This is a genomic window from Paenibacillus sp. FJAT-26967, assembly GCF_001541095.1.
Taxonomy (GTDB): domain Bacteria; phylum Bacillota; class Bacilli; order Paenibacillales; family NBRC-103111; genus Paenibacillus_F.
In genome coordinates, this window is sequence record NZ_LMXH01000001.1 from 694,048 (window position 1) to 713,837 (window position 19,790).

The 19,790-nt window shown below is 49.0% G+C and carries 17 protein-coding genes, 17 tRNA genes and 1 other annotated feature (1 of these 35 running past the window's edge); of the genes, 29 read left to right on the top strand and 5 right to left on the bottom strand.

Annotated features, from left to right (window positions below; all coding sequences use genetic code 11):
- Window positions 1-1,372: a sequence feature (mutual gap in cmsearch alignment for this rRNA model is longer than 100), on the top strand (it extends 2,573 nt beyond the left edge of the window).
- Between the two features lie 129 nt (window positions 1,373-1,501).
- From AR333_RS02915 to AR333_RS02995, 17 genes are all read left to right on the top strand, one after another.
- Window positions 1,502-1,577 (top strand) — tRNA-Asn (locus AR333_RS02915).
- Between the two features lie 3 nt (window positions 1,578-1,580).
- Window positions 1,581-1,670: transfer RNA gene (locus tag AR333_RS02920), tRNA-Ser, on the top strand.
- Between the two features lie 9 nt (window positions 1,671-1,679).
- Window positions 1,680-1,751, top strand: a tRNA-Glu gene (locus AR333_RS02925).
- 54 nt (window positions 1,752-1,805) lie between these two features.
- Window positions 1,806-1,881: transfer RNA gene (locus AR333_RS02930), tRNA-Val, on the top strand.
- A gap of 16 nt (window positions 1,882-1,897) precedes the next feature.
- Window positions 1,898-1,971, top strand: a tRNA-Met gene (locus AR333_RS02935).
- 10 nt (window positions 1,972-1,981) lie between these two features.
- Window positions 1,982-2,058: transfer RNA gene (locus tag AR333_RS02940), tRNA-Asp, on the top strand.
- A gap of 46 nt (window positions 2,059-2,104) precedes the next feature.
- Window positions 2,105-2,180: transfer RNA gene (locus tag AR333_RS02945), tRNA-Phe, on the top strand.
- A gap of 16 nt (window positions 2,181-2,196) precedes the next feature.
- Window positions 2,197-2,272, top strand: a tRNA-Thr gene (locus tag AR333_RS02950).
- Window positions 2,273-2,279: 7 nt separating this feature from the next.
- A tRNA-Tyr gene (locus AR333_RS02955) sits at window positions 2,280-2,365 on the top strand.
- Between the two features lie 5 nt (window positions 2,366-2,370).
- Window positions 2,371-2,444: transfer RNA gene (locus AR333_RS02960), tRNA-Trp, on the top strand.
- A gap of 15 nt (window positions 2,445-2,459) precedes the next feature.
- Window positions 2,460-2,535, top strand: a tRNA-His gene (locus tag AR333_RS02965).
- A gap of 30 nt (window positions 2,536-2,565) precedes the next feature.
- Window positions 2,566-2,637: transfer RNA gene (locus AR333_RS02970), tRNA-Gln, on the top strand.
- Between the two features lie 8 nt (window positions 2,638-2,645).
- A tRNA-Gly gene (locus AR333_RS02975) sits at window positions 2,646-2,720 on the top strand.
- A gap of 10 nt (window positions 2,721-2,730) precedes the next feature.
- A tRNA-Cys gene (locus AR333_RS02980) sits at window positions 2,731-2,804 on the top strand.
- Window positions 2,805-2,815: 11 nt separating this feature from the next.
- Window positions 2,816-2,904 (top strand) — tRNA-Leu (locus AR333_RS02985).
- A gap of 18 nt (window positions 2,905-2,922) precedes the next feature.
- A tRNA-Arg gene (locus AR333_RS02990) sits at window positions 2,923-2,999 on the top strand.
- A gap of 9 nt (window positions 3,000-3,008) precedes the next feature.
- Window positions 3,009-3,091: transfer RNA gene (locus AR333_RS02995), tRNA-Leu, on the top strand.
- Window positions 3,092-3,311: 220 nt separating this feature from the next.
- On the opposite strand, the gene AR333_RS03000 is transcribed toward AR333_RS02995, so the two are convergent.
- Window positions 3,312-4,106, bottom strand: coding sequence for an alpha/beta fold hydrolase (locus AR333_RS03000; protein WP_068773839.1), 795 nt, complete (start codon window positions 4,104-4,106; stop codon window positions 3,312-3,314).
- 706 nt (window positions 4,107-4,812) lie between these two features.
- Between AR333_RS03000 and AR333_RS03005 the strand changes: the two genes are divergently transcribed.
- The 5 genes from AR333_RS03005 to eis all read left to right on the top strand — a co-directional run bounded on the left by AR333_RS03005 (window position 4,813) and on the right by eis (window position 9,606).
- Complete coding sequence (locus AR333_RS03005; RefSeq protein ID WP_068773840.1) at window positions 4,813-5,763, top strand: fumarylacetoacetate hydrolase family protein; 951 nt, start codon at window positions 4,813-4,815, stop codon at window positions 5,761-5,763.
- A 429-nt stretch (window positions 5,764-6,192) separates the two neighbouring features.
- Window positions 6,193-6,564: a hypothetical protein gene (locus AR333_RS03010; protein WP_068773841.1), complete on the top strand. Its 372-nt coding sequence runs from the start codon at window positions 6,193-6,195 to the stop codon at window positions 6,562-6,564.
- A gap of 111 nt (window positions 6,565-6,675) precedes the next feature.
- Window positions 6,676-7,356 carry an MOSC domain-containing protein gene (locus tag AR333_RS03015; RefSeq protein WP_068773842.1) on the top strand — a complete coding sequence of 227 codons (681 nt, stop codon included), beginning with the start codon at window positions 6,676-6,678 and terminating at the stop codon, window positions 7,354-7,356.
- Window positions 7,356-8,366 carry a GTP 3',8-cyclase MoaA gene (gene moaA / locus AR333_RS03020; RefSeq protein ID WP_068773843.1) on the top strand — a complete coding sequence of 337 codons (1,011 nt, stop codon included), beginning with the start codon at window positions 7,356-7,358 and terminating at the stop codon, window positions 8,364-8,366. Before AR333_RS03015 ends, moaA begins: the two co-directional genes overlap by 1 nt.
- Before the next feature lie 40 nt (window positions 8,367-8,406).
- On the top strand, window positions 8,407-9,606 hold the full coding sequence (eis, locus tag AR333_RS03025) for an enhanced intracellular survival protein Eis (protein ID WP_068775099.1): 1,200 nt from the start codon (window positions 8,407-8,409) through the stop codon (window positions 9,604-9,606).
- 208 nt (window positions 9,607-9,814) lie between these two features.
- Here eis and AR333_RS03030 read toward each other — a convergent pair whose 3' ends face one another.
- Window positions 9,815-10,753, bottom strand: a complete 939-nt coding sequence (locus AR333_RS03030) for a hypothetical protein (protein WP_068773844.1) — start codon at window positions 10,751-10,753, stop codon at window positions 9,815-9,817.
- Window positions 10,754-10,852: 99 nt separating this feature from the next.
- Window positions 10,853-11,392, bottom strand: coding sequence for a hypothetical protein (locus AR333_RS03035; RefSeq protein ID WP_253735700.1), 540 nt, complete (start codon window positions 11,390-11,392; stop codon window positions 10,853-10,855).
- A gap of 420 nt (window positions 11,393-11,812) precedes the next feature.
- On the opposite strand from AR333_RS03035, the gene liaF reads away from it, so the two are divergent.
- The 3 genes from liaF to AR333_RS03050 all read left to right on the top strand — a co-directional run bounded on the left by liaF (window position 11,813) and on the right by AR333_RS03050 (window position 14,252).
- Window positions 11,813-12,478, top strand: coding sequence for a cell wall-active antibiotics response protein LiaF (liaF, locus tag AR333_RS03040; protein ID WP_068773845.1), 666 nt, complete (start codon window positions 11,813-11,815; stop codon window positions 12,476-12,478).
- 71 nt (window positions 12,479-12,549) lie between these two features.
- Window positions 12,550-13,608 carry a sensor histidine kinase gene (locus AR333_RS03045; protein WP_068773846.1) on the top strand — a complete coding sequence of 353 codons (1,059 nt, stop codon included), beginning with the start codon at window positions 12,550-12,552 and terminating at the stop codon, window positions 13,606-13,608.
- The gene (locus AR333_RS03050; RefSeq protein ID WP_157338239.1) at window positions 13,608-14,252 is read left to right on the top strand and encodes a response regulator transcription factor; all 645 of its coding nucleotides are present in this window, start codon (window positions 13,608-13,610) and stop codon (window positions 14,250-14,252) included. The genes AR333_RS03045 and AR333_RS03050 overlap by 1 nt, the downstream gene beginning before the upstream one ends.
- A gap of 143 nt (window positions 14,253-14,395) precedes the next feature.
- Here the strand turns inward: AR333_RS03050 and AR333_RS03055 are convergent, their stop codons facing one another.
- Window positions 14,396-14,854: a hypothetical protein gene (locus tag AR333_RS03055; RefSeq protein ID WP_068773848.1), complete on the bottom strand. Its 459-nt coding sequence runs from the start codon at window positions 14,852-14,854 to the stop codon at window positions 14,396-14,398.
- Window positions 14,855-15,257: 403 nt separating this feature from the next.
- On the opposite strand from AR333_RS03055, the gene AR333_RS03060 reads away from it, so the two are divergent.
- Window positions 15,258-15,698 carry an N-acetyltransferase gene (locus tag AR333_RS03060; protein ID WP_068773849.1) on the top strand — a complete coding sequence of 147 codons (441 nt, stop codon included), beginning with the start codon at window positions 15,258-15,260 and terminating at the stop codon, window positions 15,696-15,698.
- A gap of 101 nt (window positions 15,699-15,799) precedes the next feature.
- On the opposite strand, the gene AR333_RS03065 is transcribed toward AR333_RS03060, so the two are convergent.
- The gene (locus AR333_RS03065; protein ID WP_068773850.1) at window positions 15,800-16,138 is read right to left on the bottom strand and encodes a hypothetical protein; all 339 of its coding nucleotides are present in this window, start codon (window positions 16,136-16,138) and stop codon (window positions 15,800-15,802) included.
- Window positions 16,139-16,296: 158 nt separating this feature from the next.
- On the opposite strand from AR333_RS03065, the gene zwf reads away from it, so the two are divergent.
- The 3 genes from zwf (at window position 16,297) to AR333_RS03080 (ending at window position 19,694) form a co-directional block, all read left to right on the top strand.
- Window positions 16,297-17,814, top strand: coding sequence for a glucose-6-phosphate dehydrogenase (zwf, locus tag AR333_RS03070; protein ID WP_068773851.1), 1,518 nt, complete (start codon window positions 16,297-16,299; stop codon window positions 17,812-17,814).
- Window positions 17,815-17,887: 73 nt separating this feature from the next.
- Window positions 17,888-18,598, top strand: coding sequence for a response regulator transcription factor (locus AR333_RS03075; RefSeq protein ID WP_068773852.1), 711 nt, complete (start codon window positions 17,888-17,890; stop codon window positions 18,596-18,598).
- A complete protein-coding gene (locus AR333_RS03080) occupies window positions 18,591-19,694 on the top strand; it encodes a HAMP domain-containing sensor histidine kinase (protein WP_068773853.1) in 1,104 nt (367 codons plus the stop codon). Before AR333_RS03075 ends, AR333_RS03080 begins: the two co-directional genes overlap by 8 nt.
- Window positions 19,695-19,790: the final 96 nt, after the last annotated feature.

Below are 19,790 nucleotides of genomic sequence, written 5' to 3' on the forward strand. Positions count from 1 at the left end.
TAAGGCTGGGCTGTGATGGGGAGCGAAAATTACAGTAGCGAAGGTCTTGATCTCACACTGCCAAGAAAAGCTTCTAGCCAGGCGAAGGTGCCCGTACCGCAAACCGACACAGGTGGGCGAGAAGAGAATTCTAAGGCGCGCGGAAGAACTCTCGTTAAGGAACTCGGCAAAATGACCCCGTAACTTCGGGAGAAGGGGTGCCCCGGTAGTGTGAATAGCACGAGGGGGCCGCAGTGAAAAGGCCCAAGCGACTGTTTAGCAAAAACACAGGTCTATGCGAAGCCGCAAGGCGAAGTATATGGGCTGACGCCTGCCCGGTGCTGGAAGGTTAAGGGGAGCGGTTAGGGGTAACCCGAAGCTGTGAACCGAAGCCCCAGTAAACGGCGGCCGTAACTATAACGGTCCTAAGGTAGCGAAATTCCTTGTCAGGTAAATTCTGACCCGCACGAATGGCGTAACGACTTGGGCGCTGTCTCAACGAGAGATCCGGTGAAATTTTAATACCTGTGAAGATGCAGGTTACCCGCGACAAGACGGAAAGACCCCATGGAGCTTTACTGCAGCTTGATATTGGACTTTGGTACGATCTGTACAGGATAGGTGGGAGCCTTTGAAGCCTGAGCGCCAGCTTGGGTGGAGGTGCCGTTGGGATACCACCCTGATCGTATCGGAGTTCTAACCTGCTACCGTCTAACCGGTAGAGGGACCGTGTCAGGTGGGCAGTTTGACTGGGGCGGTCGCCTCCTAAAGAGTAACGGAGGCGCCCAAAGGTTCCCTCAGAATGGTTGGAAATCATTCGAAGAGTGCAAAGGCATAAGGGAGCTTGACTGCGAGACATACAGGTCGAGCAGGGACGAAAGTCGGGCTTAGTGATCCGGTGGTACCGCATGGAAGGGCCATCGCTCAACGGATAAAAGCTACCCTGGGGATAACAGGCTTATCTCCCCCAAGAGTCCACATCGACGGGGAGGTTTGGCACCTCGATGTCGGCTCATCGCATCCTGGGGCTGAAGTAGGTCCCAAGGGTTGGGCTGTTCGCCCATTAAAGCGGTACGCGAGCTGGGTTCAGAACGTCGTGAGACAGTTCGGTCCCTATCTGTCGCGGGCGCAGGAAATTTGAGAGGAGCTGTCCTTAGTACGAGAGGACCGGGATGGACGTACCGCTGGTGTACCAGTTGTCTCGCCAGAGGCATAGCTGGGTAGCTATGTACGGAAGGGATAAGCGCTGAAAGCATCTAAGCGTGAAGCCCCCCTCAAGATGAGATTTCCCAGTATGTAAGACCCCTTGAAGACGACGAGGTAGATAGGTTGGAGGTGGAAGCACAGCAATGTGTGGAGCTGACCAATACTAATCGGTCGAGGGCTTGACCTACAGGTCTTTACGCGAGTAGAGGCCAACATCGGAAGCATGGCCTATGGCCGTGCACCACAAGATCTTTGGATGGATCTTAGTACATCTTTCGCTGCTAGTTTTCAGGGTACAACCCTGGTAAGTTTTTATTCCCTGATAGCTCAGTTGGTAGAGCACTCGACTGTTAATCGAGTTGTCACAGGTTCGAGTCCTGTTCGGGGAGCCATATGGAGAGGTGTCCGAGTGGTCGAAGGAGCACGATTGGAAATCGTGTAGGCGAGAAATCGTCTCGAGGGTTCGAATCCCTCTCTCTCCGCCATCTATATATGGCCCGTTGGTCAAGGGGTTAAGACACCTCCCTTTCACGGAGGTAACAGGGGTTCGAATCCCCTACGGGTCATCATATAAATAAACTTTGACAAGTTTAAGGTTTATGATTATAATGTAAATCTATGGACGCTTAGCTCAGCTGGGAGAGCATCTGCCTTACAAGCAGAGGGTCGGCGGTTCGATCCCGTCAGCGTCCACCATATAAGTTTTAACTGACGCGGGGTGGAGCAGCCCGGTAGCTCGTCGGGCTCATAACCCGAAGGCCGCAGGTTCAAATCCTGCCCCCGCAATTAATTACCTGGAGCTGTGGTGTAGAGGCCTAACATGCCTGCCTGTCACGCAGGAGACCGCGGGTTCGAATCCCGTCAGCTCCGCCATTTTTTACAAAACCAAGTATATAAATGGTCGGTCAACATATAATAAGGCTCGGTAGCTCAGTCGGTAGAGCAGAGGACTGAAAATCCTCGTGTCGGCGGTTCGATTCCGTCCCGAGCCACCATTTATGAATTTCATATGCCGTTGTAGCTCAATTGGTAGAGCAACTGACTTGTAATCAGTAGGTTGGGGGTTCAAGTCCTCTCGACGGCACCAGTTTCATGGAGGCTTAGCGAAGTGGCCAAACGCAGCAGACTGTAAATCTGTTCTCTGACGAGTTCGGTGGTTCGAATCCATCAGCCTCCACCAGTTTTAGGGGCATAGTTTAAAGGTAGAACAGCGGTCTCCAAAACCGTTAGTGTGGGTTCAATTCCTGCTGCCCCTGCCAATTAAATACTGTATGGCGGTCGTGGCGAAGTGGTTAACGCATCGGTTTGTGGATCCGACATTCGGGGGTTCAATTCCCCTCGTCCGCCCCATTTCTTACTAGCTAGTTAAACAACTGATGTTGGGGGTTAGCCAAGCGGTAAGGCAACGGACTTTGACTCCGTCATGCATAGGTTCAAATCCTATACCCCCAGTACATTATGCGGAAGTGGCTCAGCGGTAGAGCATCGCCTTGCCAAGGCGAGGGTCGCGGGTTCGATTCCCGTCTTCCGCTCCATATTTCTTAAGGCGCCATAGCCAAGTGGTAAGGCAGAGCTCTGCAAAAGCTTTACCCCCAGTTCGAGTCTGGGTGGCGCCTCCACTATTCTTCTTGCCGGAGTGGCGGAATCGGCAGACGCACAGGACTTAAAATCCTGCGGTAGGTGACTACCGTACCAGTTCAAGTCTGGTCTTCGGCACCAAAAGTGATTTAACAGTTTGTGCCCTTAGCTCAGCTGGATAGAGCGTTTGACTACGAATCAAAAGGCCAGGAGTTCGAATCTCTTAGGGCACGCCATATACACCTGCCGGTGTGGCGGAATGGCAGACGCGACGGACTCAAAATCCGTTTCTCGCAAGGGAGTGGGGGTTCAAGTCCCTTCACCGGCATAATTAAAAACCCGATGTTATCAATAGATAACATCGGGTTTTTCCCTTTTATATGAAAACCGATGTGAGACGATTTTGTAAGTAATTGCAGATGGGAACTTAAATGAGGTATCAGATAAGGAGATACTCAAAAGAGCCTATAATACACTTTTGAAGTGGAATTATAGGCTCCTTTGCATTTATGGTTAGTCATATGCTGGGCAGTTATATCATGAGACTTTTATAAAGAAATGCGATTAAGAAACTGCTCTAGATGTTGGTTAAATGCTTGGGAATTTTCACGTGTTGTCAGGTGTGCGGCTCCTTCAATTTGAATATACTCCGCTTGTGGAAGTTGTGAGGCCATTGCACGCATGAGCTCAGGAGTTGTGATGGTATCTTTTTGACCTGCGATAACTAATGTAGGAACCTCAATATCAGCTAATAATTCGGTGGAATCTTTTCTGAATGCCATAGCGAGTGTGGCATGAACGAGACCTAAAGCATCCATGTCGAGGATTTGTTGGTTGAGTTCCTCTGCGAGTGACGGACGGCTTGCCCGAGTGTCCTCTGTTAAAAGTTTGGGAATCATAGCGTCAGCAGCAGCATTCGTTCCTTTCTCAAGTAGAGAAGCCGCCATTTTCATACGGTTAATTTGCCCTTCAAGAGGATCGGCATCAGGTCTTGTATTAGCCAGAACCAGTCCTGCAAAGCGTTGCGGGGCTTTACGCATTAAACTGAATGCCACATAGCCACCCATTGAAAATCCGGCTAGTACGGCTTTTTCAACTTGAAGTTGGTCTAGTAAAAGTAATAATTCGTCTGCCAAATGATCCAAGGTAATCAAATCCTTATGTGGATCTGATTGTCCAAAGCCTCTAAGGTCAGGGGCGATTACACGATGGGTGTTTTTAAAATAATCAATTTGGTCCTGCCACATCCGGTGATCTAAAGGGAATCCGTGTAAGAGGAGTAGAGCAGGCCCGGAGCCTTGTTCCTCATAGTAGGTTTGTAGCCCGTGAATTGTTGTAAACATCAATATTCTCTCCTTTTAGTGCAGCCATATTTATTTTATATAAGCCTTCTTATGATTGACTGAATTTTATTTCATAAAATCGTGTCGAACATGTCAGGAAAATTAATGTATATAGCTAACCAGCCATTCTGTAGACTATAGAACTGTAGTAACTTTTCATTATTGATAAAGGTGCTGCAGGCTTCGACAGGCTCTCTGCCTTTAAATTATTTCCTCGGAAATTGTTTATCATTATCTGTAGAATCTATACGGAAGTCCGCAAAAAAACGTATAAAAGGGATTCTTACACTTATACCCATGAATTTAAAAGTTGAATCCTCTCATTTTAGGTTTTGATCGAAGTCTTAAGTTATTATGTTTGTTGAAGCTTTAGGTTATTAGGCAGAATAGACAGACCAAAAAAAACAGGAATGTTTGTCGAGTTTTGTGCGTGGGTAAATAAGAAGATGTGGATATAAGAAGTTAAGGTGAAAAAGCGACAATGAACTGTGAATAGGTACAATAAGTTGCAAGGAATGTAAGTTGATAATCAGGGAAGGCACCAAAGTTATTTAATTTGCTGAAAGAATTAACTGTTCGAAATTGGAATTAATTATTAATGCGCACTTGTTCAGATATATAAGTAGTTTGTAAAATTAGATTAAGAACATAAGAACAGATACTTTCCTGGATCAACATAGTGCCAGTAATATAGGAGGGGTTATGCATGAAATTTGTAACGTTTATGGGCGAAGAAGGACCACGTTTGGGGATTAAACTTAAACAGGGAGTGCTGGATGTTGCGGAAGCTGTTAAAAACCTGCCGGATTGTGACGATGGATCAGTTCCCACACATACTCATGCTTTAATAGAAGGCGGAGAAGAGGCAGTGGAGGCACTTCAAAAACTGGTTGATGCTCTTCCTGAGTCTTCAGCTAATGAGCCTTATTTATTGGAAGAGTCCTCACTGATGTTCTGTTCCAGCGTACCCAATCCGGATAAAATTATCTGTGTAGGACTGAATTATCAGAAGCACGCGGAGGAGACCAAAGCTGCAGTGCCGGAACATCCGATACTATTCAACAAATTTAAGAATGCGTTGACGGGTCATAATTGTGATGTGCCTCTGCCGGAAGTGGCTAAAGAGATCGATTATGAAGCCGAGCTAGCTATCGTTATCGGTAAAAAGGCGAAAGATGTCCGTAAGGAAGAGGTATCCTCTTATATCTTCGGATATACGTGTGCGAATGATTTGTCTGCAAGGGATTTGCAAAGAAGAACAAACCAATGGATGATCGGTAAATCTTGTGACGGTTTTGCACCTCTGGGGCCGTATCTGGTAACTCCCGGAGAAGTGGGCGACCCGAATCGTCTCAAAATCCGCTCTCTTGTAAATGGCGAAGTGCGCCAGGATTCCAATACATCGGATATGATTTTTAACGTAGAGGAATTAGTCAGCTATATTTCTCACCATATGACGTTGATGCCGGGGGATGTGATTCTTACTGGAACCCCGGAAGGAGTTATAGTGGGATACCCGCGTGAAAGCCGAGTTTATTTGAAGGATGGAGACCAGGTAACGGTTGAGATTGAGCAATTGGGGTCTCTGACGAACAAGCTGGTTACGGAGAAGAAACTTCAAGACGGAAAACCTGTGGGCCATACTTTAGGCGTGTAAGAGCAGGGAAGTGACGGAGCCTCCTATAAGGTTCAAATGAACATGTGGGTTTTGGGTATATGAAGGTCACTGAAGCTCTATGGAACATAGGATGCAGAGTGGTATTTTTGTTAAAAACAGCAGAGAAGTATTCGCCGCAGCGAATGCTTCTTTTTTTATATTCTTTTAAATCATATTAATCCAAACGGATAACTAGTTTTAGGGGGATAAAGTAAACAAGCTTATTTTCTAATTAAAAAAAGGAGATGTCAGGTTTAAAATTGAGAATTTAAAAGAAAATGAGGTAATTCGAAGAACATTATTTCTTTTTGGGGGTAGTATTACATTTTCCTAAAACTTCTTTAACAATTGTTTGCTATCCTAATCTTGTAAACATTAAGTTTAGATAAAGCCGGGTCTTAAATAAATAAAGAAACGGAGTTGTTGTACATGGCTAAAAAATCTTGGTCGACCCAGGAAATGGACAGACTTTGTACGCTGTCAAAAGATTGTCCGCCGTCGGTTATTGCCAAGGAATTATCCAGACCAGTTACTTCCGTGCGGAAGAAGCTGCGAGAGATTGGCGTGTCATACGTTAAAGGGGATGAATGGAAGCGCAAGCAGGTTCAGATGTTGATTTCCAATGATAACAGGGGCGAACTTCCCCGTAGAAATAGAGAAGAGATGACCGAAGAAGCTCAGGTTCTAAATGAATTTTGGACAACGCTGCTATCCATGGCCAGTGTGGCTAAGAAGCAAGGGAAGCGGGTAGACGTTTTGTCTTTCATAGATACGTACCGGAAAATTAAATTAGGCGGCTAAGTAATTCTCGTACAGAAGAACATTCTGCAAGGGGATTCTTTTTTTTGCCTTCATGCGACTTCTCCATCTTTTTTTGCTATATTGGTTAAAAGAGTAGGGAGGAGAGGTCCCATGTCACCCAAAATTGTTTCTGTAAATGTCGGGAAACCGAAGACAGTTCCATATCGCGATAAACATCTGGAAACAGGTATTTACAAAAATCCGGTCAGCATCCCGCTGTACTTGTCAAAAGTTCAATTGGACGGCGATGGACAAGCCGATCTTGCCGTTCATGGCGGTCCGGACAAAGCACTTTGTGTCTACAGCACCGATCATTATCCCTACTGGGAGGAGCTTCTTGGTCCTCTTTCATTCGGGGCATTCGGTGAAAATATAAGCGTTGAAGGGCTCACTGAAAAGGATACCTGCATAGGGGACATCTATGAACTGGGGGAGGCCCTTGTGCAGGTCTCTCAACCCAGACGCCCCTGCTTCAAATTGGGCTACTTGCATGACAATCCCAAGCTCCCGTTGATAGTGCAGGAAACAGGCTATACAGGGTTCTATCTGCGCGTTCTCAGAGAAGGATGGATAACGGTACAACCGGCATTTACTCTCGTTCAGCGTCATCCTCTAGGACTCTCGGTTGATTTTGTTAACGTATGTAAATACGGCAAAACAGATAACCTTGAAGGTTATCGGACCATTCTGTCGAATGAGGCTCTAGCCGAGAGTTGGCGAGGCTCATTTGAGAAAAAACTGGCAGTGGCGGATCAGACCTTAAGTGCAGATGCCGACAGGGGGCAGGGATGATGAACTTTCCTGCTAAGCTGGAAGACAGGTTCGGAAGGCTGCACGACTATTTACGGATTTCAGTAACGGACCGGTGCAATTTACGCTGCGTCTACTGTATGCCGGAAGAAGGGTTAGCATTTGAACCGGATGACCGTCTGCTCCGTTTTGATGAAATTACCGAAGTGGTGCGCGTTCTTGCCGGGCTCGGGGTGTGCAAACTGAGAATTACGGGGGGAGAACCGTTAGTCCGTAAAAACTTACATCTTCTTATAGCTGATCTGGCCGCCATACCGGGCATTCAAGATATTGGACTTACCACGAATGGTATTTTTTTTGCTCCGCACGCGGAGAAGTTCAAGAAAGCGGGATTAACCCGCTTGAATATTAGCCTGGACTCTTTACGGGAGGACCGCTTCAGAACGATTACCCGAGGCGGGGACTTAAAGCGGGTTCTGGCGAGCCTAGATGCCGCGTACAAGATTGGACTTGAGCCCGTTAAGCTGAATGTAGTCCTGATGAAGGGGCTTAATGAGGATGAGATTGACGATTTTCTGCAAATGACAATCGAGAAGGACATCCAGGTGCGGTTTATCGAATATATGCCGATCGGTCATCAAGATGTGAGCTGGAAAGAGCGTTATGTCCCGCTTTCTCGTGTGCTGGAAAGGTGCAAGCATAAGGGCTGGGCATATGAAGCGGCCGGGAATCTCACGGGAAATGGGCCTTCACAAAATTACCGCATACGTGGAGCAAGAGGTTCCTTTGGTCTGATCCACCCGGTAAGCGATCATTTCTGCGCCTCATGCAACCGGCTTCGCTTAACGGCGGACGGTAATATCAAGCCGTGTCTCTATTGGTCTCATGAATATAATGTCCGCTCTTATCTGGGTGATGAGAATGCGTTGAAAGAACTGTTCTTCAAGGCTCTTGCCATCAAGCCTGAAAGCCATGAAATGGCTAAAGCGCTTGCCGGAGAATCACCCTCACACGAACCCACTCTTCGCAGGATGTCTCAAATTGGAGGCTGATGAGCCGAGTAATTCTTTTGCGCAAAATAAGGAGGAAATTATGATTGAAATTAGAACGCTGCGCCAGGAAGAACTTCGGGACAGCTTGAATTTGTCGATGTACGCTTTTCAATATGTGCTGCCTGAAGAGGAGATTGTGGAACGTCTCGCGGAAGCTGACCCGGAGCAGACCTGGGGCTTTTTTATTGACGGCAAATTAGCAGCGAAGCTGACTATTTTTGATATGACGACATGGATTTATGATAAACCGTTTAAAATGGGAGGCGTAGCTGGAGTGGCCAGCTTGCCGGAGCACCGCCGCCAGGGAATGGTCAGCCAACTGCTATCGAAAGCCCTGCAGGTTATGAAAGAAAGAGGACAGACGATCTCTTATCTGCATCCTTTTGCTGTCGCGTTTTACCGTAAGTTTGGCTGGGAATTGTCCATGACTTATAAGAGATACGAGCTGCAAACAAGTCAGCTGCCGAGAATGCAGCAGGCGGGAGGAAGCATCATCCGGGTCACGCCGAGTGCCGCTGTCCTTAACCCGATCTATGAAGCATATGCGAAGCAGTTTAACGGACCGATCGAACGTACGCAGGATTGGTGGGACTCCCGCATATTTAAGAAGAAGGGGCACGTTGGCGTTTATCTGAATGCGGCTGGCGAGCCTCGCGGGTATTTGCATTATCAGATCGAGAACTATGAATGCACGATTCACGAGCTGGTCTATCTGGATCAGGATTCGAAAAGCGGTCTGTGGAAATTTATAAGTGACCATGATTCCATGTTCCGCAAATTAACTCTGCAGGCACCTCCGGACGATGATCTCCCATTCGAGCTCGAAGATCCGCGGATCAAGCAGGAGATCGGAGCTTATTTCTCTGCCCGGATCGTTGACGTGGAGGGCTTCTTGAACCAGCTGGAGCTGCGGCATGCGTGCCTGCCGGCAGATACGGCTCTAAGCCTGCACGTACGTGACGAGCAGGCGCCTTGGAATCACGGCACGTTCGAGCTGCGTCTGAACGGGCCTGAGGGTACCGCGGTCGTTACCAAGACCGCGGAGGAACCCGGCAGCGCAGACGGAGCGGCAGCTGACGAGCTGGCGTGCGATATTCGCACGCTGACTGTCCTGCTGCTCGGCAGTAAGAGCGCCGCGGAGCTGCACCGGCTCGGCCGCCTGCAGGGCCATGGCAGTGCCGTGGAGCTGCTGCAGGCGGCACTGCCGCGCCGAGCGTGTTATTTGCCGGACTTTTTCTAGTCCGGCTCCGTACCAAAAGCCGCACAGAACGGGAGCGTTGCCCCGTCTGTGCGGCTTTTGTCGTACCGTGCGAGCTTCGGAGCGCGTGTGGTTCCCATGATAACACGGCCGGAAGGTGCACGGGGGTGAAAGAGCTTTTGACATAATGTTTGGGCCGGCAGAAGCAAGATCGTTTTAGAACCGGATGGTTTCCTAGTCTTACGATTTATTAAGCGTGATGAATAAGGGAACTGATACGCCTGGACAACTGCGCTTCTTCTCCGACAGCGGCTTGCTGGTTCTTCTGCAGCTCGGCCAGTAAGGGCTTCAAATGGGTGAGGGTCTGCTCGACCTTCTCCTGTAGAGTGGATATGCGTCCCTGCACGATCCAATCGAAAACAAACCCGTCCATAAAGTAATCGGCAAAGCCCAGAAACCCGCCATAATCCAGGTTCATATCCGACTGCCTCCCGACATCCTCCAATTCCCGTTTGAACTTACGCATATTAGACTGCGCCGCTTCTATCTTATTCTTGGCCTCATCCGCCCGGCTGCGCTTTATATGAGTAGCGATCATTCCGCCTCCGAGCATATCGTAAGTTCCCCAATTTTTGGCGGACTTGAGGAGCTCCAGTGCTTCCGCTAAAGAGTCAATCACTCTTCGTCCTGCCGTCACGGCTTCGGCGAGCTCTTTGGATTCGTTTAGCACTGTTTTTCGGCGGGCGTACAAATCATTGAGCTCGCTGCGGATCTCCGGGTCTTGCTCGCGCAGCCAGTCTTCTTTCTCCCTTAATAACTGCACAGCCTCTTGTTCCCATGACCTCGTATTGGCGATGGCTATATCGAGCTGTTCTTTCTCGTAAATGAGCTGTTCTTCGGCTGTACTGGTTTCTTCCAATCGGACACGGGCTTGCAGAGCTTCGGCCTCTTCTTCTTCGAGCTTCTGTTCTTTGCGTCCTAGAATCGTGTACCACATATTGCGAAAGGAAGGATTCTCGAGCTGCTGTACGTCGCGGCTTTCCTCTGCAAATATGGCTTCTGCCGCGATCCGGTTACGCCTAGCATGTTCCAGTTCTGAAATCACCTTGGTGAGCCGGCGGCTCAAATGATCCAATTCGCTTTCCTTGCCCAGGGTTTCTTCATATCGCTCTTTCCAGTCTTCCCGCATGGTAATCACCTCTCCAGTTTATATACCCTATGGAAGCTATTACGCATGGCGGAAAAAAAGGGTTGCACTTATCATCGACTGGAAATGAAGAATAGAAGGTCAGGATTCCGAAGACGGGATGGGCTTCAAATAGCGAAGCAGCCGTTCTTGTTCAAGAAAAGGTTTGATCTGTACGGAAGTTTTAAACAAATAGGGCTTGCCCGGAGTTGTAAAGACAAGCAGCAGAGGCTCATTCAATTTGGCCGGATCCAGGAAAAGAAAAAGCTCGTTGGTGCTGGCCTGCAGCCAGCGGTTATTCACTGCGAGCGGAGGATCAAGCGGAAGCTTGAGGACGACACCCTGTACCGCATCGATTTTGGACTGGACGGCGACTTCTTTGATACCGCCAATCCACTTGAGCGCTTCGGACCGCATCTCTTCCGTTACTAAAAGGGTTTGCACGACTTTTTGCTCATCCACATCATACAGTTGGGCGCGGATTTCTTGTGTAGGACTTCCGGCAGATGGCGGGACGGCGTGGACGGGGGATGCTTGAATACCGTCCGCAAGAGCAGCTGAGGGGGCAAGGAAGCAGAACGAAGCGGCAAAGAGCAGCAGAGCGGCAGATCGAAGGTACATTTTTAATGGAATTAACATCATGAACTACACCTCTCTTTTGGTCGAAGACAAGATATATACAGGGATTAAGATGGGATAGCGCATATCGCAGGATCTGTTGGTGATTGGTTTAGTTTAGGAAAGCACTCCTTAATTTATACGCTGCGCTTTAATGGGAGAAAGAGGTGGCGCGGTCGCCTTACCGCACGGATTATCTGCCCCGACCTTGGTCCAGGTGGGATACCGCCGGGGGACGGTGTCCGGTTAAGGAAAGGGGGAGTACAATAAACGTATACATTTCTTATCTTGGAGAGGTTTATTGATTATGATATGCTATGAAAGGCTGAAGACTATGGATTGGCTTGCCAGCTAAAGGTTAGGGATCTTAAACAGAACGGATAGTTTTAATATAAACTTTGTTATAACTATAACGCCAGCAAGAGCAGAAGTAGGAGGTGCCCCATGGAACAGCAAACAAACAACAACAATCGCCATCGTAATACAGCACTGCTGTTAATTGCAGTGGGTATTTTCCTGATTCTAGAGCGCTGGTTCGGCATTTTTGTCGTAATTGCGCTTGTGCTCATGCTGTTTGGTTTCTATAAGGTCAAGTATGAATCCCAGAAAAAAGGCATCATTATTATGAGCATCGGCGCTGTCATTCTGCTTGGCAATGATTTCTCATTGGTGCTGGCCATTATTCTCATTTCACTCGGAGTGTTTTATATTCGTTCGAGGAAATTTCAACCGGGGGATGAATTTGTCCAGCGGCAGCATCTGATCGATACTATCCGTCCCGGCAAAGAACCATGGGTTCTTAAAGACAGCAGTATCTGGTTTGTCATGGGAGAGGTTCATATGGACTTTTCCTACGCTATTCTCGACAAAAAAGAAACAACGCTCGTACTCCAGGGAATCATTGGAGATGTAAGGCTGATCGTCCCGGAGGAAATCGGAGTCTCGATTGAGTCATCGGTTACGATCGGGCAAGTCAGCTCCCCTTCCCAGAAGGAATCGGGAGTTATGAACAAACTGGTCTGGCAATCTCCGAATTATGACACAAGAGAAAATCAGGTGAAACTAATCGTTTCTTTTATCGTAGGGGATGTAGATGTGAGGTTGTTGTAAATCAGACCTGTACTTCACATCAGGAGAATGAAATCAGTGTACCGCTAGATTAGGCGGAAGGGAGATAAGCCATGGAAAGCTACAAAAAAAGATTGACCAACATGATCTGGCGGAGCATGGCAGAATCGATCGTTCTATGCTTAGCGGTGCTTTCTTTCGTCATTTATTTGCTTTATTCCGCCAAATTTATCGTGCCTATTACTTCATGGGGAGAGGGTCTCAGAATTGGCTCTATGCTAATCGGCGGAGCCATTGTGCTCGGTGCCGCTTACGGATATTGGAACAGTAACCGGACGACGCGGCGGCTGGAGCTTCTCATGGAGACGATGCAGCTTCTTGAAATTGGCAGCTTGTCCCGTTCTACACTGCCTCCGCTTGGCGAAGATGAAATCGGCCGTCTGGGTGAGCAGCTCGGACGTGTCGTGAAGAAGTGGGAGGAGCAGGTTGCGTCGTTGCAGCGGCTATCCAACAATAATGCACAGCTTGCGGAGAAAGCCAGAGTGTCCGCTATTATCGAGGAAAGACAGCGCCTGGCCCGCGAGCTTCACGATGCCGTCAGCCAGCAGCTTTTTGCGATTTCAATGACGGCAACGGCTGCGCTCCGGACGCTGGATAAAGATTTTGGGCGCGCCCAGCGCCAAATCCATTTGATAGAAGAAATGTCATCGGTAGCGCAGTCTGAAATGAGAGCGCTGCTGCTCCATTTGCGTCCGGTTCATCTCGAAGGCAAGCAGTTGTCCGAAGGTCTTAACCGGCTCCTGGAAGAGTTAAAGGCAAAAGTTCCGATGGAAATTATGTGGGAAGTTGATGAAAATATCACCCTTACTAAAGGGATTGAGGATCATCTGTTCCGGATTGTTCAGGAAGCCATGTCCAATGCGCTGCGGCATTCTAAGGCAACCAAGCTGGAACTGAGGATGCAGCAGAAGGCGGGGTGGCTCCGCCTGCTATTCCGCGATAATGGAATCGGATTTGATCTGGATGAGGAGAAACAGACTTCCTATGGCATATCGACGATGCGGGAGCGGGTGAACGAAATCGGCGGGTCGCTTCAACTGGTGACAGCACCGGGCAGCGGCACAAGGATCGAAATCCGGGTACCGATTATAATGGAGGGAGACAACGAATAATGGAAACGTTAATTAAAGTGCTCCTCGTAGACGATCATGAAATGGTGCGAATCGGGCTTGCAGCTGTACTCGGAACCGAGGACGGGATTGAGGTCGTCGGTGAAGCGAGCAACGGGGAAGAGGGCATTCGCCTTGCGCAGGAATATAAACCGGACGTAGTCCTGATGGACCTTGTCATGGAGGGGATGGATGGAATCGAAACGACTAGAAAGCTGCTTCAGCTCTATCCGGACTGCAAAGTCATTGTGCTGACCAGCTTTTTGGATGATGAGAAAATGTATCCGGTGCTTGAGGCTGGAGCATTCAGTTACTTGCTCAAAACATCCCGGGCTACCGAGATTGCGCAGGCTATCAGAGCTGCGGGCAAAGGACAGTCGATCCTGGAATCACAAGTAGCGTCCAAACTCATGAACCGGTTCCGTCAGCCCAAGCCGGCTGCTGCCCCTCATGAAGACTTGACTGAGCGCGAGATGGAAGTACTCCGTCTTATTGCGACCGGTAAGTCCAATCAGGAAGTTGCGGACGATCTCTTTATCGGAATTAAGACGGTTAAATTCCATGTTACGAACGTCTTAGCTAAACTGGGTGTCGAGGATCGGACTCAGGCGGCTATTTATGCATTTAAGCACGGATTGGCTGAATGACCAAGCCGTTGTATAGATAATCCTTCCAAGCGGGAAGAGTACTTAACTGGTTGTCTTTAGCCGGGAATCGTTCTGTGTCAAAGACTAGCTAAATAAAGAAAGTCCGTCACGCTCCAGATCGAAGCGGGACGGACTTTCTTTATTTACATGGCGGTATCCAGGGAGGATTGACGCCCTGAGAAAGGGCGGTAAGCCCGGAGAGCATGCGCGAACTTCAGCGGCAGCATGTCTGGACGGAATTCTTCCGCGGGGTACATTCCTTCGGAAGATTCAACCGGAGCGTCTTCCTGTGCTTGCCTGGGCCTCTTCCATTCATTCGTCTCACCCAGCCTGCGGAGCAGGGCAGGAGCACCTGAATCCATAAAGCCGGAGGCGCTGTTTGCCTGCGATAGCTGGGACGAGCGGGTACGGCTGCGTTCGGCTTCTTCAGTTGGAGCGCCTGACCTGCCCGGATTCTTGGTTTGGGGAAAGAGCGTTTCGGCAAAAGCTTCTCTGCGTCCTGTCGGCGCCATAGCGTTCATTCGCCTTATGGCCTGGATCCGGAACAAACTGGAATGACTTCGGTACGTATCGTTGACGTATTGCGGAGTCACTACAAACATGAAGTTAACCTCCTTTTAGCCTAGAAATTATATGTATTCTCATAACAGCTTCCATATAGTTACAATCCAGTTATCACTCATATTACCACGATTCTGAATATTTGAAAGCGAAGAACAGCAAAATGAGAAAGATTTATTAGGAAGAAACCACTGGTTTGACGTGGTCTACAGCCGCGACTTACAATGAAGGAATACATTCAGGAATATGGGTTGTCAGGGACCGGAGGAGTACTGCAGACATGAAGATAGGTATTATCGTTGCATTTCTTGTGATTAGTTTATTATTTACATGGGCTATTTCTAAAAAGTATAGGAAGTAAACTCCTCTAAATACTCATTTTCGGAGCAAACCTGCCGAAGCCGCATAACATGCAGTATCTGCATGAGGTGGAGGCGATGCTTCATGATTCGAAATCGAAATTCAAGTAAAGACGATGCCGCGATTGTCCGTCTCACTCAAAGTGAGCTTCTTCCTTTCACCCGTCTGACGACGCCTGAGGCGGAAGTGAAGCTCCCGGATTTACAGAAACGGTTTGCTCTAGGGAAAACATATGTTGCCGAGTCCGGAGCTCAAGCTGTTGCCGGTTTTGTTAGTGTGCAGGTGTCGGGTACCCACCTGTTTGTGGATATGCTCGCCGTTGACAGCAAGTTCCATGGCAGAGGACTGGGTACATTATTGATGGAACGGGCGGAGAAGTATGGCCGCAGCAAGAAATGCAGGCTTTCTTCGTTGTATGTGGATCGTGTGAATCAGAAAGCCATTTCTTTTTATCAGAATAAAGGATATGAGACAACCCGTTATCTGCCGAAACTGGGCGTTCAACTGATGCAGAAAAAGCTGTAATCGCAGGAAGGTTTCTTAAGCCTTGCAGGTTGATATAATAAATAAACCAGGACGATTCGCCCTGGTCAGTTAAGGTAATGAATGATTAACCGCCTGAATGGTTAAGGAAGTATGAACAAAGCGAATATCATATCCTGGCTAAGAATGAGCGGGGCATAACCGGTATAGGTTCCGGCTGCTGCGCTTGTTTTTTGCTCCTGGACGATTTCGGATGCGTTTTGTTTTAATTTGGCTTTGGCGGTTTTGCCTGCAATTTTTAAATTCTTGTTTTTACTTGCAGCAGGGACATACTGAGAAGGATCTTCATTTAAAAAAAGATTGCCGTCCTTCATTCTGGTGAACATTCCAAAAATTTCGCCTCCGTCTCTAAGATAGACTAGAACAGGATGGCCAATATAGGGTTTTAACTGCTGCTCGTTAACAGGGAAAATCCGCTGCACGGTCATGCACCTCCAAGGAAACTTTTCTGCTATAGGCTATGGCATAAAGGCACATAATGACTGGACATATGCCCGGTTATGGAAAAATAGTTGAATCCCAAAGGCAATTTCGGTATGCTTATGCTAATCTAAAACCTCAGAGAAAGAATGATGCGACAATGAATGGTGCTGTTTTTCTGATTTTCGGAGCTACAGGAGACTTGGCAAAGAGAAAGCTTTTCCCTGCGTTTTACAGTTTGTATCGCGAGGGCAAGCTGAAAGAAAACTTTGCTGTGATCGGACTTGCTCGACGTCCACGGACAAATGAACAATTTCGTGAAGATGTGCGGCATTCGATCAACGAATTCGCCCGCTATAATGTAGAAGACAACGAGGACTGGGCTAAGTTTGCCGAACATTTCGAATATTTGCCGCTCGATATCAATAATGTGGACGGGTTCCGGGAACTGAACACACTAACCAACGAGCTGGACAGCAAGTTCCAAACCGGTGGAAACCGTCTGTTCTATCTGGCGCTTGCTCCCGAACTGTTCGGTAACGTGTCGTACAATTTGCGCGAAGGCGGCCTGCTTGAAACAACCGGCTGGCACCGTCTTGTGATCGAGAAGCCGTTCGGTTATGATCTGGAATCCGCAGGAGAACTTAACCAGCAGCTTCGTCAAGTGTTCGAAGAGAAGGATATTTACCGGATTGACCACTATCTCGGCAAAGAAATGGTTCAGAACATTGAGATCGTCCGTTTCGCGAACGCATTCTTCGAACCGCTGTGGAACAATAAATACATAGCCAACATCCAGATTACGTTAGGCGAAACGGTCGGAGTCGAAGACCGCGGCGGATATTACGATCATTCCGGTGCTTTACGTGACATGGCCCAGAATCACATGCTACAGATGCTTGCAATGATGGCAATGGAGCCGCCAAGCCGTCTTCACCCGGAGGACATCCGTGATGAGAAGGTAAAAGTTCTGCGCTCGCTGCGTCCTTTGGAGAATGCAGAAGACGTGCAGCGCAACGTGGTCCGCGGGCAGTACAGTGCGGGCAGCCACAAGGGCAAAGAGCTTCCTGCCTACCGCAGCGAAGATAAGGTGAATCCTGAATCGAACACGGAGACCTACCTGGCTGCCCGTGTCTATGTGGACAACTTCCGCTGGGCAGGCGTACCCTTCTACATTCGTACAGGCAAACGCCTGCCGGTGAAATCCACGGAAGTGGTCGTGGAGTTCAAGAACGTGCCGGACAATGTGTACTTGTCTAACAAACACAAGCTGCAGCCGAACCTGCTTGTGTTCCGGGTTAACCCGATGGAAGGGATCTACCTGAAGATGAATGCGAAGCAGCCTGGCTCCGAAGGGGTCATCATTCCTATCGCGATGGATTTCTGTCAGAGCTGCCAGGTCGGCCTGAATACGCCGGAAGCGTACGAGCGACTGCTCTTCGATGCGCTGCGCGGAGATTCCACGTATTTCACCCGCTGGGATGAAGTCGCCCATGCGTGGCAGTTCGTGGATCAAATTGCGGCAGCCTGGAAAGTAAGCGGGGACGATCTTGCTCACTACCCTGCCGGATCCTGGGGTCCCGCTCAAGCCAATGAACTGCTTGCGGCAGACGGATTCAAATGGTGGCCTGTAAACGGTCAGCTTGAGGGCGAAGTTGCCTGGGCAAGCCAATCCTAAATTAGTTTTGTACGATTTACGAAGCATCTGCGGCATTTTGCTGGCGGATGCTTCTTTGCTAGGAGGCTGAATTATGTACCGTATTTTTATTGTCGAGGATGATGACAAAATCGCGGGCATTTTAAAAGAAACATTGATAAAATACGGATACGAGGTGGGCCGTGCGCAGCGGTTCCACGATATCAAGAACGAAGGAATGCAGTGGAAGCCGGATCTGATTCTGCTTGACATCAATTTGCCTCGTTTCGATGGCTTCTACTGGTGCAGACAAATCCGGACGTGCTCGAATGTTCCGATTATTTTTTTGTCGGCGCGTACGGGGGATATGGATCAGGTCATGGCGATTGAAAATGGCGGAGATGATTATTTGACGAAGCCGTTTCATCTGGATGTGGTATTGGCCAAGATCAAGGGAGCTCTGCGCCGCGCATACGGGGAGTATGCGCAAGCACCGTCCGCGCGAGATGAATGGGAGCTAGGCGGACTACGGCTGGACCGGAGTAAAAATAGTCTGGTGTATACCGATAAGCGTGTAGAATTGACCAAGAACGAAGCTTTGCTGCTGGACTGTCTGGCATCGAGGCCCGGAAGTATTGTAAGCCGGGAAGAGCTGCTCGAAGCGCTCTGGGACGATGTTGATTTCGTCGATGACAATACGCTTACCGTGAACGTAACGCGCGTCCGCCGAAAGCTGGAGGAGCTGGGTCTGCCCGGTGTTATTGAGACGGTCCGCGGACAGGGTTACCGTTTGAGTACCAAGTGGGGGAGTCCTGTTCATGAATGACCATGCGTGGACATGGAGGAGCTTCCTGCTCGACCGGCTGCTGTACATCGGCGCATTCCTGCTATCCACGGCACTGATGCTGCTCGTCATCTGGCTGGATCTCCTGGAATCGGGGCTGCGGATTAAATCAAGCAGCCTGTTCTATTTGCTCCTGCTTGCAGCCGGCGTATTGACCGGCACACTGGCCTATGATTACATCAGGCAGCGCCAGTATGCCGAGGCTCTGAACCGGCGCCTGGCGGAGGGAGCCTCCGGTATAGACCATTCATCGGCTATTCATACGGGTGTTACCCGGGAACAGCAGGCCGTGTCGGAAGTGCTGCGATTGCAGCAGAGAGACTATATGAACACGCTGGCAAGTTACAAAGCCGCCCAGGAGCAGCATTTGCATTTTACCAATCAATGGGTCCATCAATTAAAGACTCCGGTCTCCGTCATAGATCTGCTCGCTCAGCAGTCTGCCGGTAAATCGGACCCGGATAGTATTCCGGAGCTGCTGGACGCCATCGCAAGTATTCAGGAAGAGAATGAGAAAATCGCTTACGGGCTTCAAATGATGCTCTACACCGCCAGACTCGAGAAATTCGAGCTTGATCTTCATCCCCGCCGGGTCGATCTTACGACAGTGGTTCGCCGGGTGATCAACGAGCATAAGAAAGCGTGCATCCGGGCTTCCATTTTCCCGAAGATTGAAGCGGATTCCGAGTCTGTTGAAGTCGAAACAGATGAGAAGTGGCTGGCTTTTGTCCTTCATCAAGTTGTCAGTAATGCCATCAAATATTCCCGCAAACAGCCTGGAGCGAAGCCCCTTACCATCCGGATCGAGCAGCTCGCGCACGGCGCGGCATTGTCCATTCAGGACAAGGGAGTGGGAATCGCGGAGGAAGATTTGCCGCGGGTCTTCGATGCGTTCTTCACAGGGGAGAACGGGAGAGGGGTCGTTACGGAATCCACGGGAATGGGCCTGTATCTAGCCAGACAGGTTGTATCCAAGCTAGGCCACCGTATTCGTATTGAATCGGTCCCGGGGGAGGGAACTACCGTCCATCTCATGTTTCAGAGTGAAGGTATTCATCAATTCACGGACACCCGGTAAGAAAGGTGACACAAATGTAAGGTTCACGGCCTTAACTGAAAGGTAATTCGATGGGTAACTCCACTGCTGTGGCCTATACTGAATACATAGCCACAA

Excerpts from the sequence above, each read along its gene's own strand:
- AR333_RS03000 (WP_068773839.1), bottom strand. The coding sequence starts at position 4,106 with ATGTTTACAACAATTCACGGGCTACAAACCTACTATGAGGAACAAGGC.
- AR333_RS03005 (WP_068773840.1), top strand. The coding sequence starts at position 4,813 with ATGAAATTTGTAACGTTTATGGGCGAAGAAGGACCACGTTTGGGGATT.
- AR333_RS03010 (WP_068773841.1), top strand. The coding sequence starts at position 6,193 with ATGGCTAAAAAATCTTGGTCGACCCAGGAAATGGACAGACTTTGTACG.
- AR333_RS03015 (WP_068773842.1), top strand. The coding sequence starts at position 6,676 with ATGTCACCCAAAATTGTTTCTGTAAATGTCGGGAAACCGAAGACAGTT.
- moaA (WP_068773843.1), top strand. The coding sequence starts at position 7,356 with ATGAACTTTCCTGCTAAGCTGGAAGACAGGTTCGGAAGGCTGCACGAC.
- eis (WP_068775099.1), top strand. The coding sequence starts at position 8,407 with ATGATTGAAATTAGAACGCTGCGCCAGGAAGAACTTCGGGACAGCTTG.
- AR333_RS03030 (WP_068773844.1), bottom strand. The coding sequence starts at position 10,753 with ATGCGGGAAGACTGGAAAGAGCGATATGAAGAAACCCTGGGCAAGGAA.
- AR333_RS03035 (WP_253735700.1), bottom strand. The coding sequence starts at position 11,392 with ATGATGTTAATTCCATTAAAAATGTACCTTCGATCTGCCGCTCTGCTG.
- liaF (WP_068773845.1), top strand. The coding sequence starts at position 11,813 with ATGGAACAGCAAACAAACAACAACAATCGCCATCGTAATACAGCACTG.
- AR333_RS03045 (WP_068773846.1), top strand. The coding sequence starts at position 12,550 with ATGGAAAGCTACAAAAAAAGATTGACCAACATGATCTGGCGGAGCATG.
- AR333_RS03050 (WP_157338239.1), top strand. The coding sequence starts at position 13,608 with ATGGAAACGTTAATTAAAGTGCTCCTCGTAGACGATCATGAAATGGTG.
- AR333_RS03055 (WP_068773848.1), bottom strand. The coding sequence starts at position 14,854 with ATGTTTGTAGTGACTCCGCAATACGTCAACGATACGTACCGAAGTCAT.
- AR333_RS03060 (WP_068773849.1), top strand. The coding sequence starts at position 15,258 with ATGATTCGAAATCGAAATTCAAGTAAAGACGATGCCGCGATTGTCCGT.
- zwf (WP_068773851.1), top strand. The coding sequence starts at position 16,297 with ATGAATGGTGCTGTTTTTCTGATTTTCGGAGCTACAGGAGACTTGGCA.
- AR333_RS03075 (WP_068773852.1), top strand. The coding sequence starts at position 17,888 with ATGTACCGTATTTTTATTGTCGAGGATGATGACAAAATCGCGGGCATT.
- AR333_RS03080 (WP_068773853.1), top strand. The coding sequence starts at position 18,591 with ATGAATGACCATGCGTGGACATGGAGGAGCTTCCTGCTCGACCGGCTG.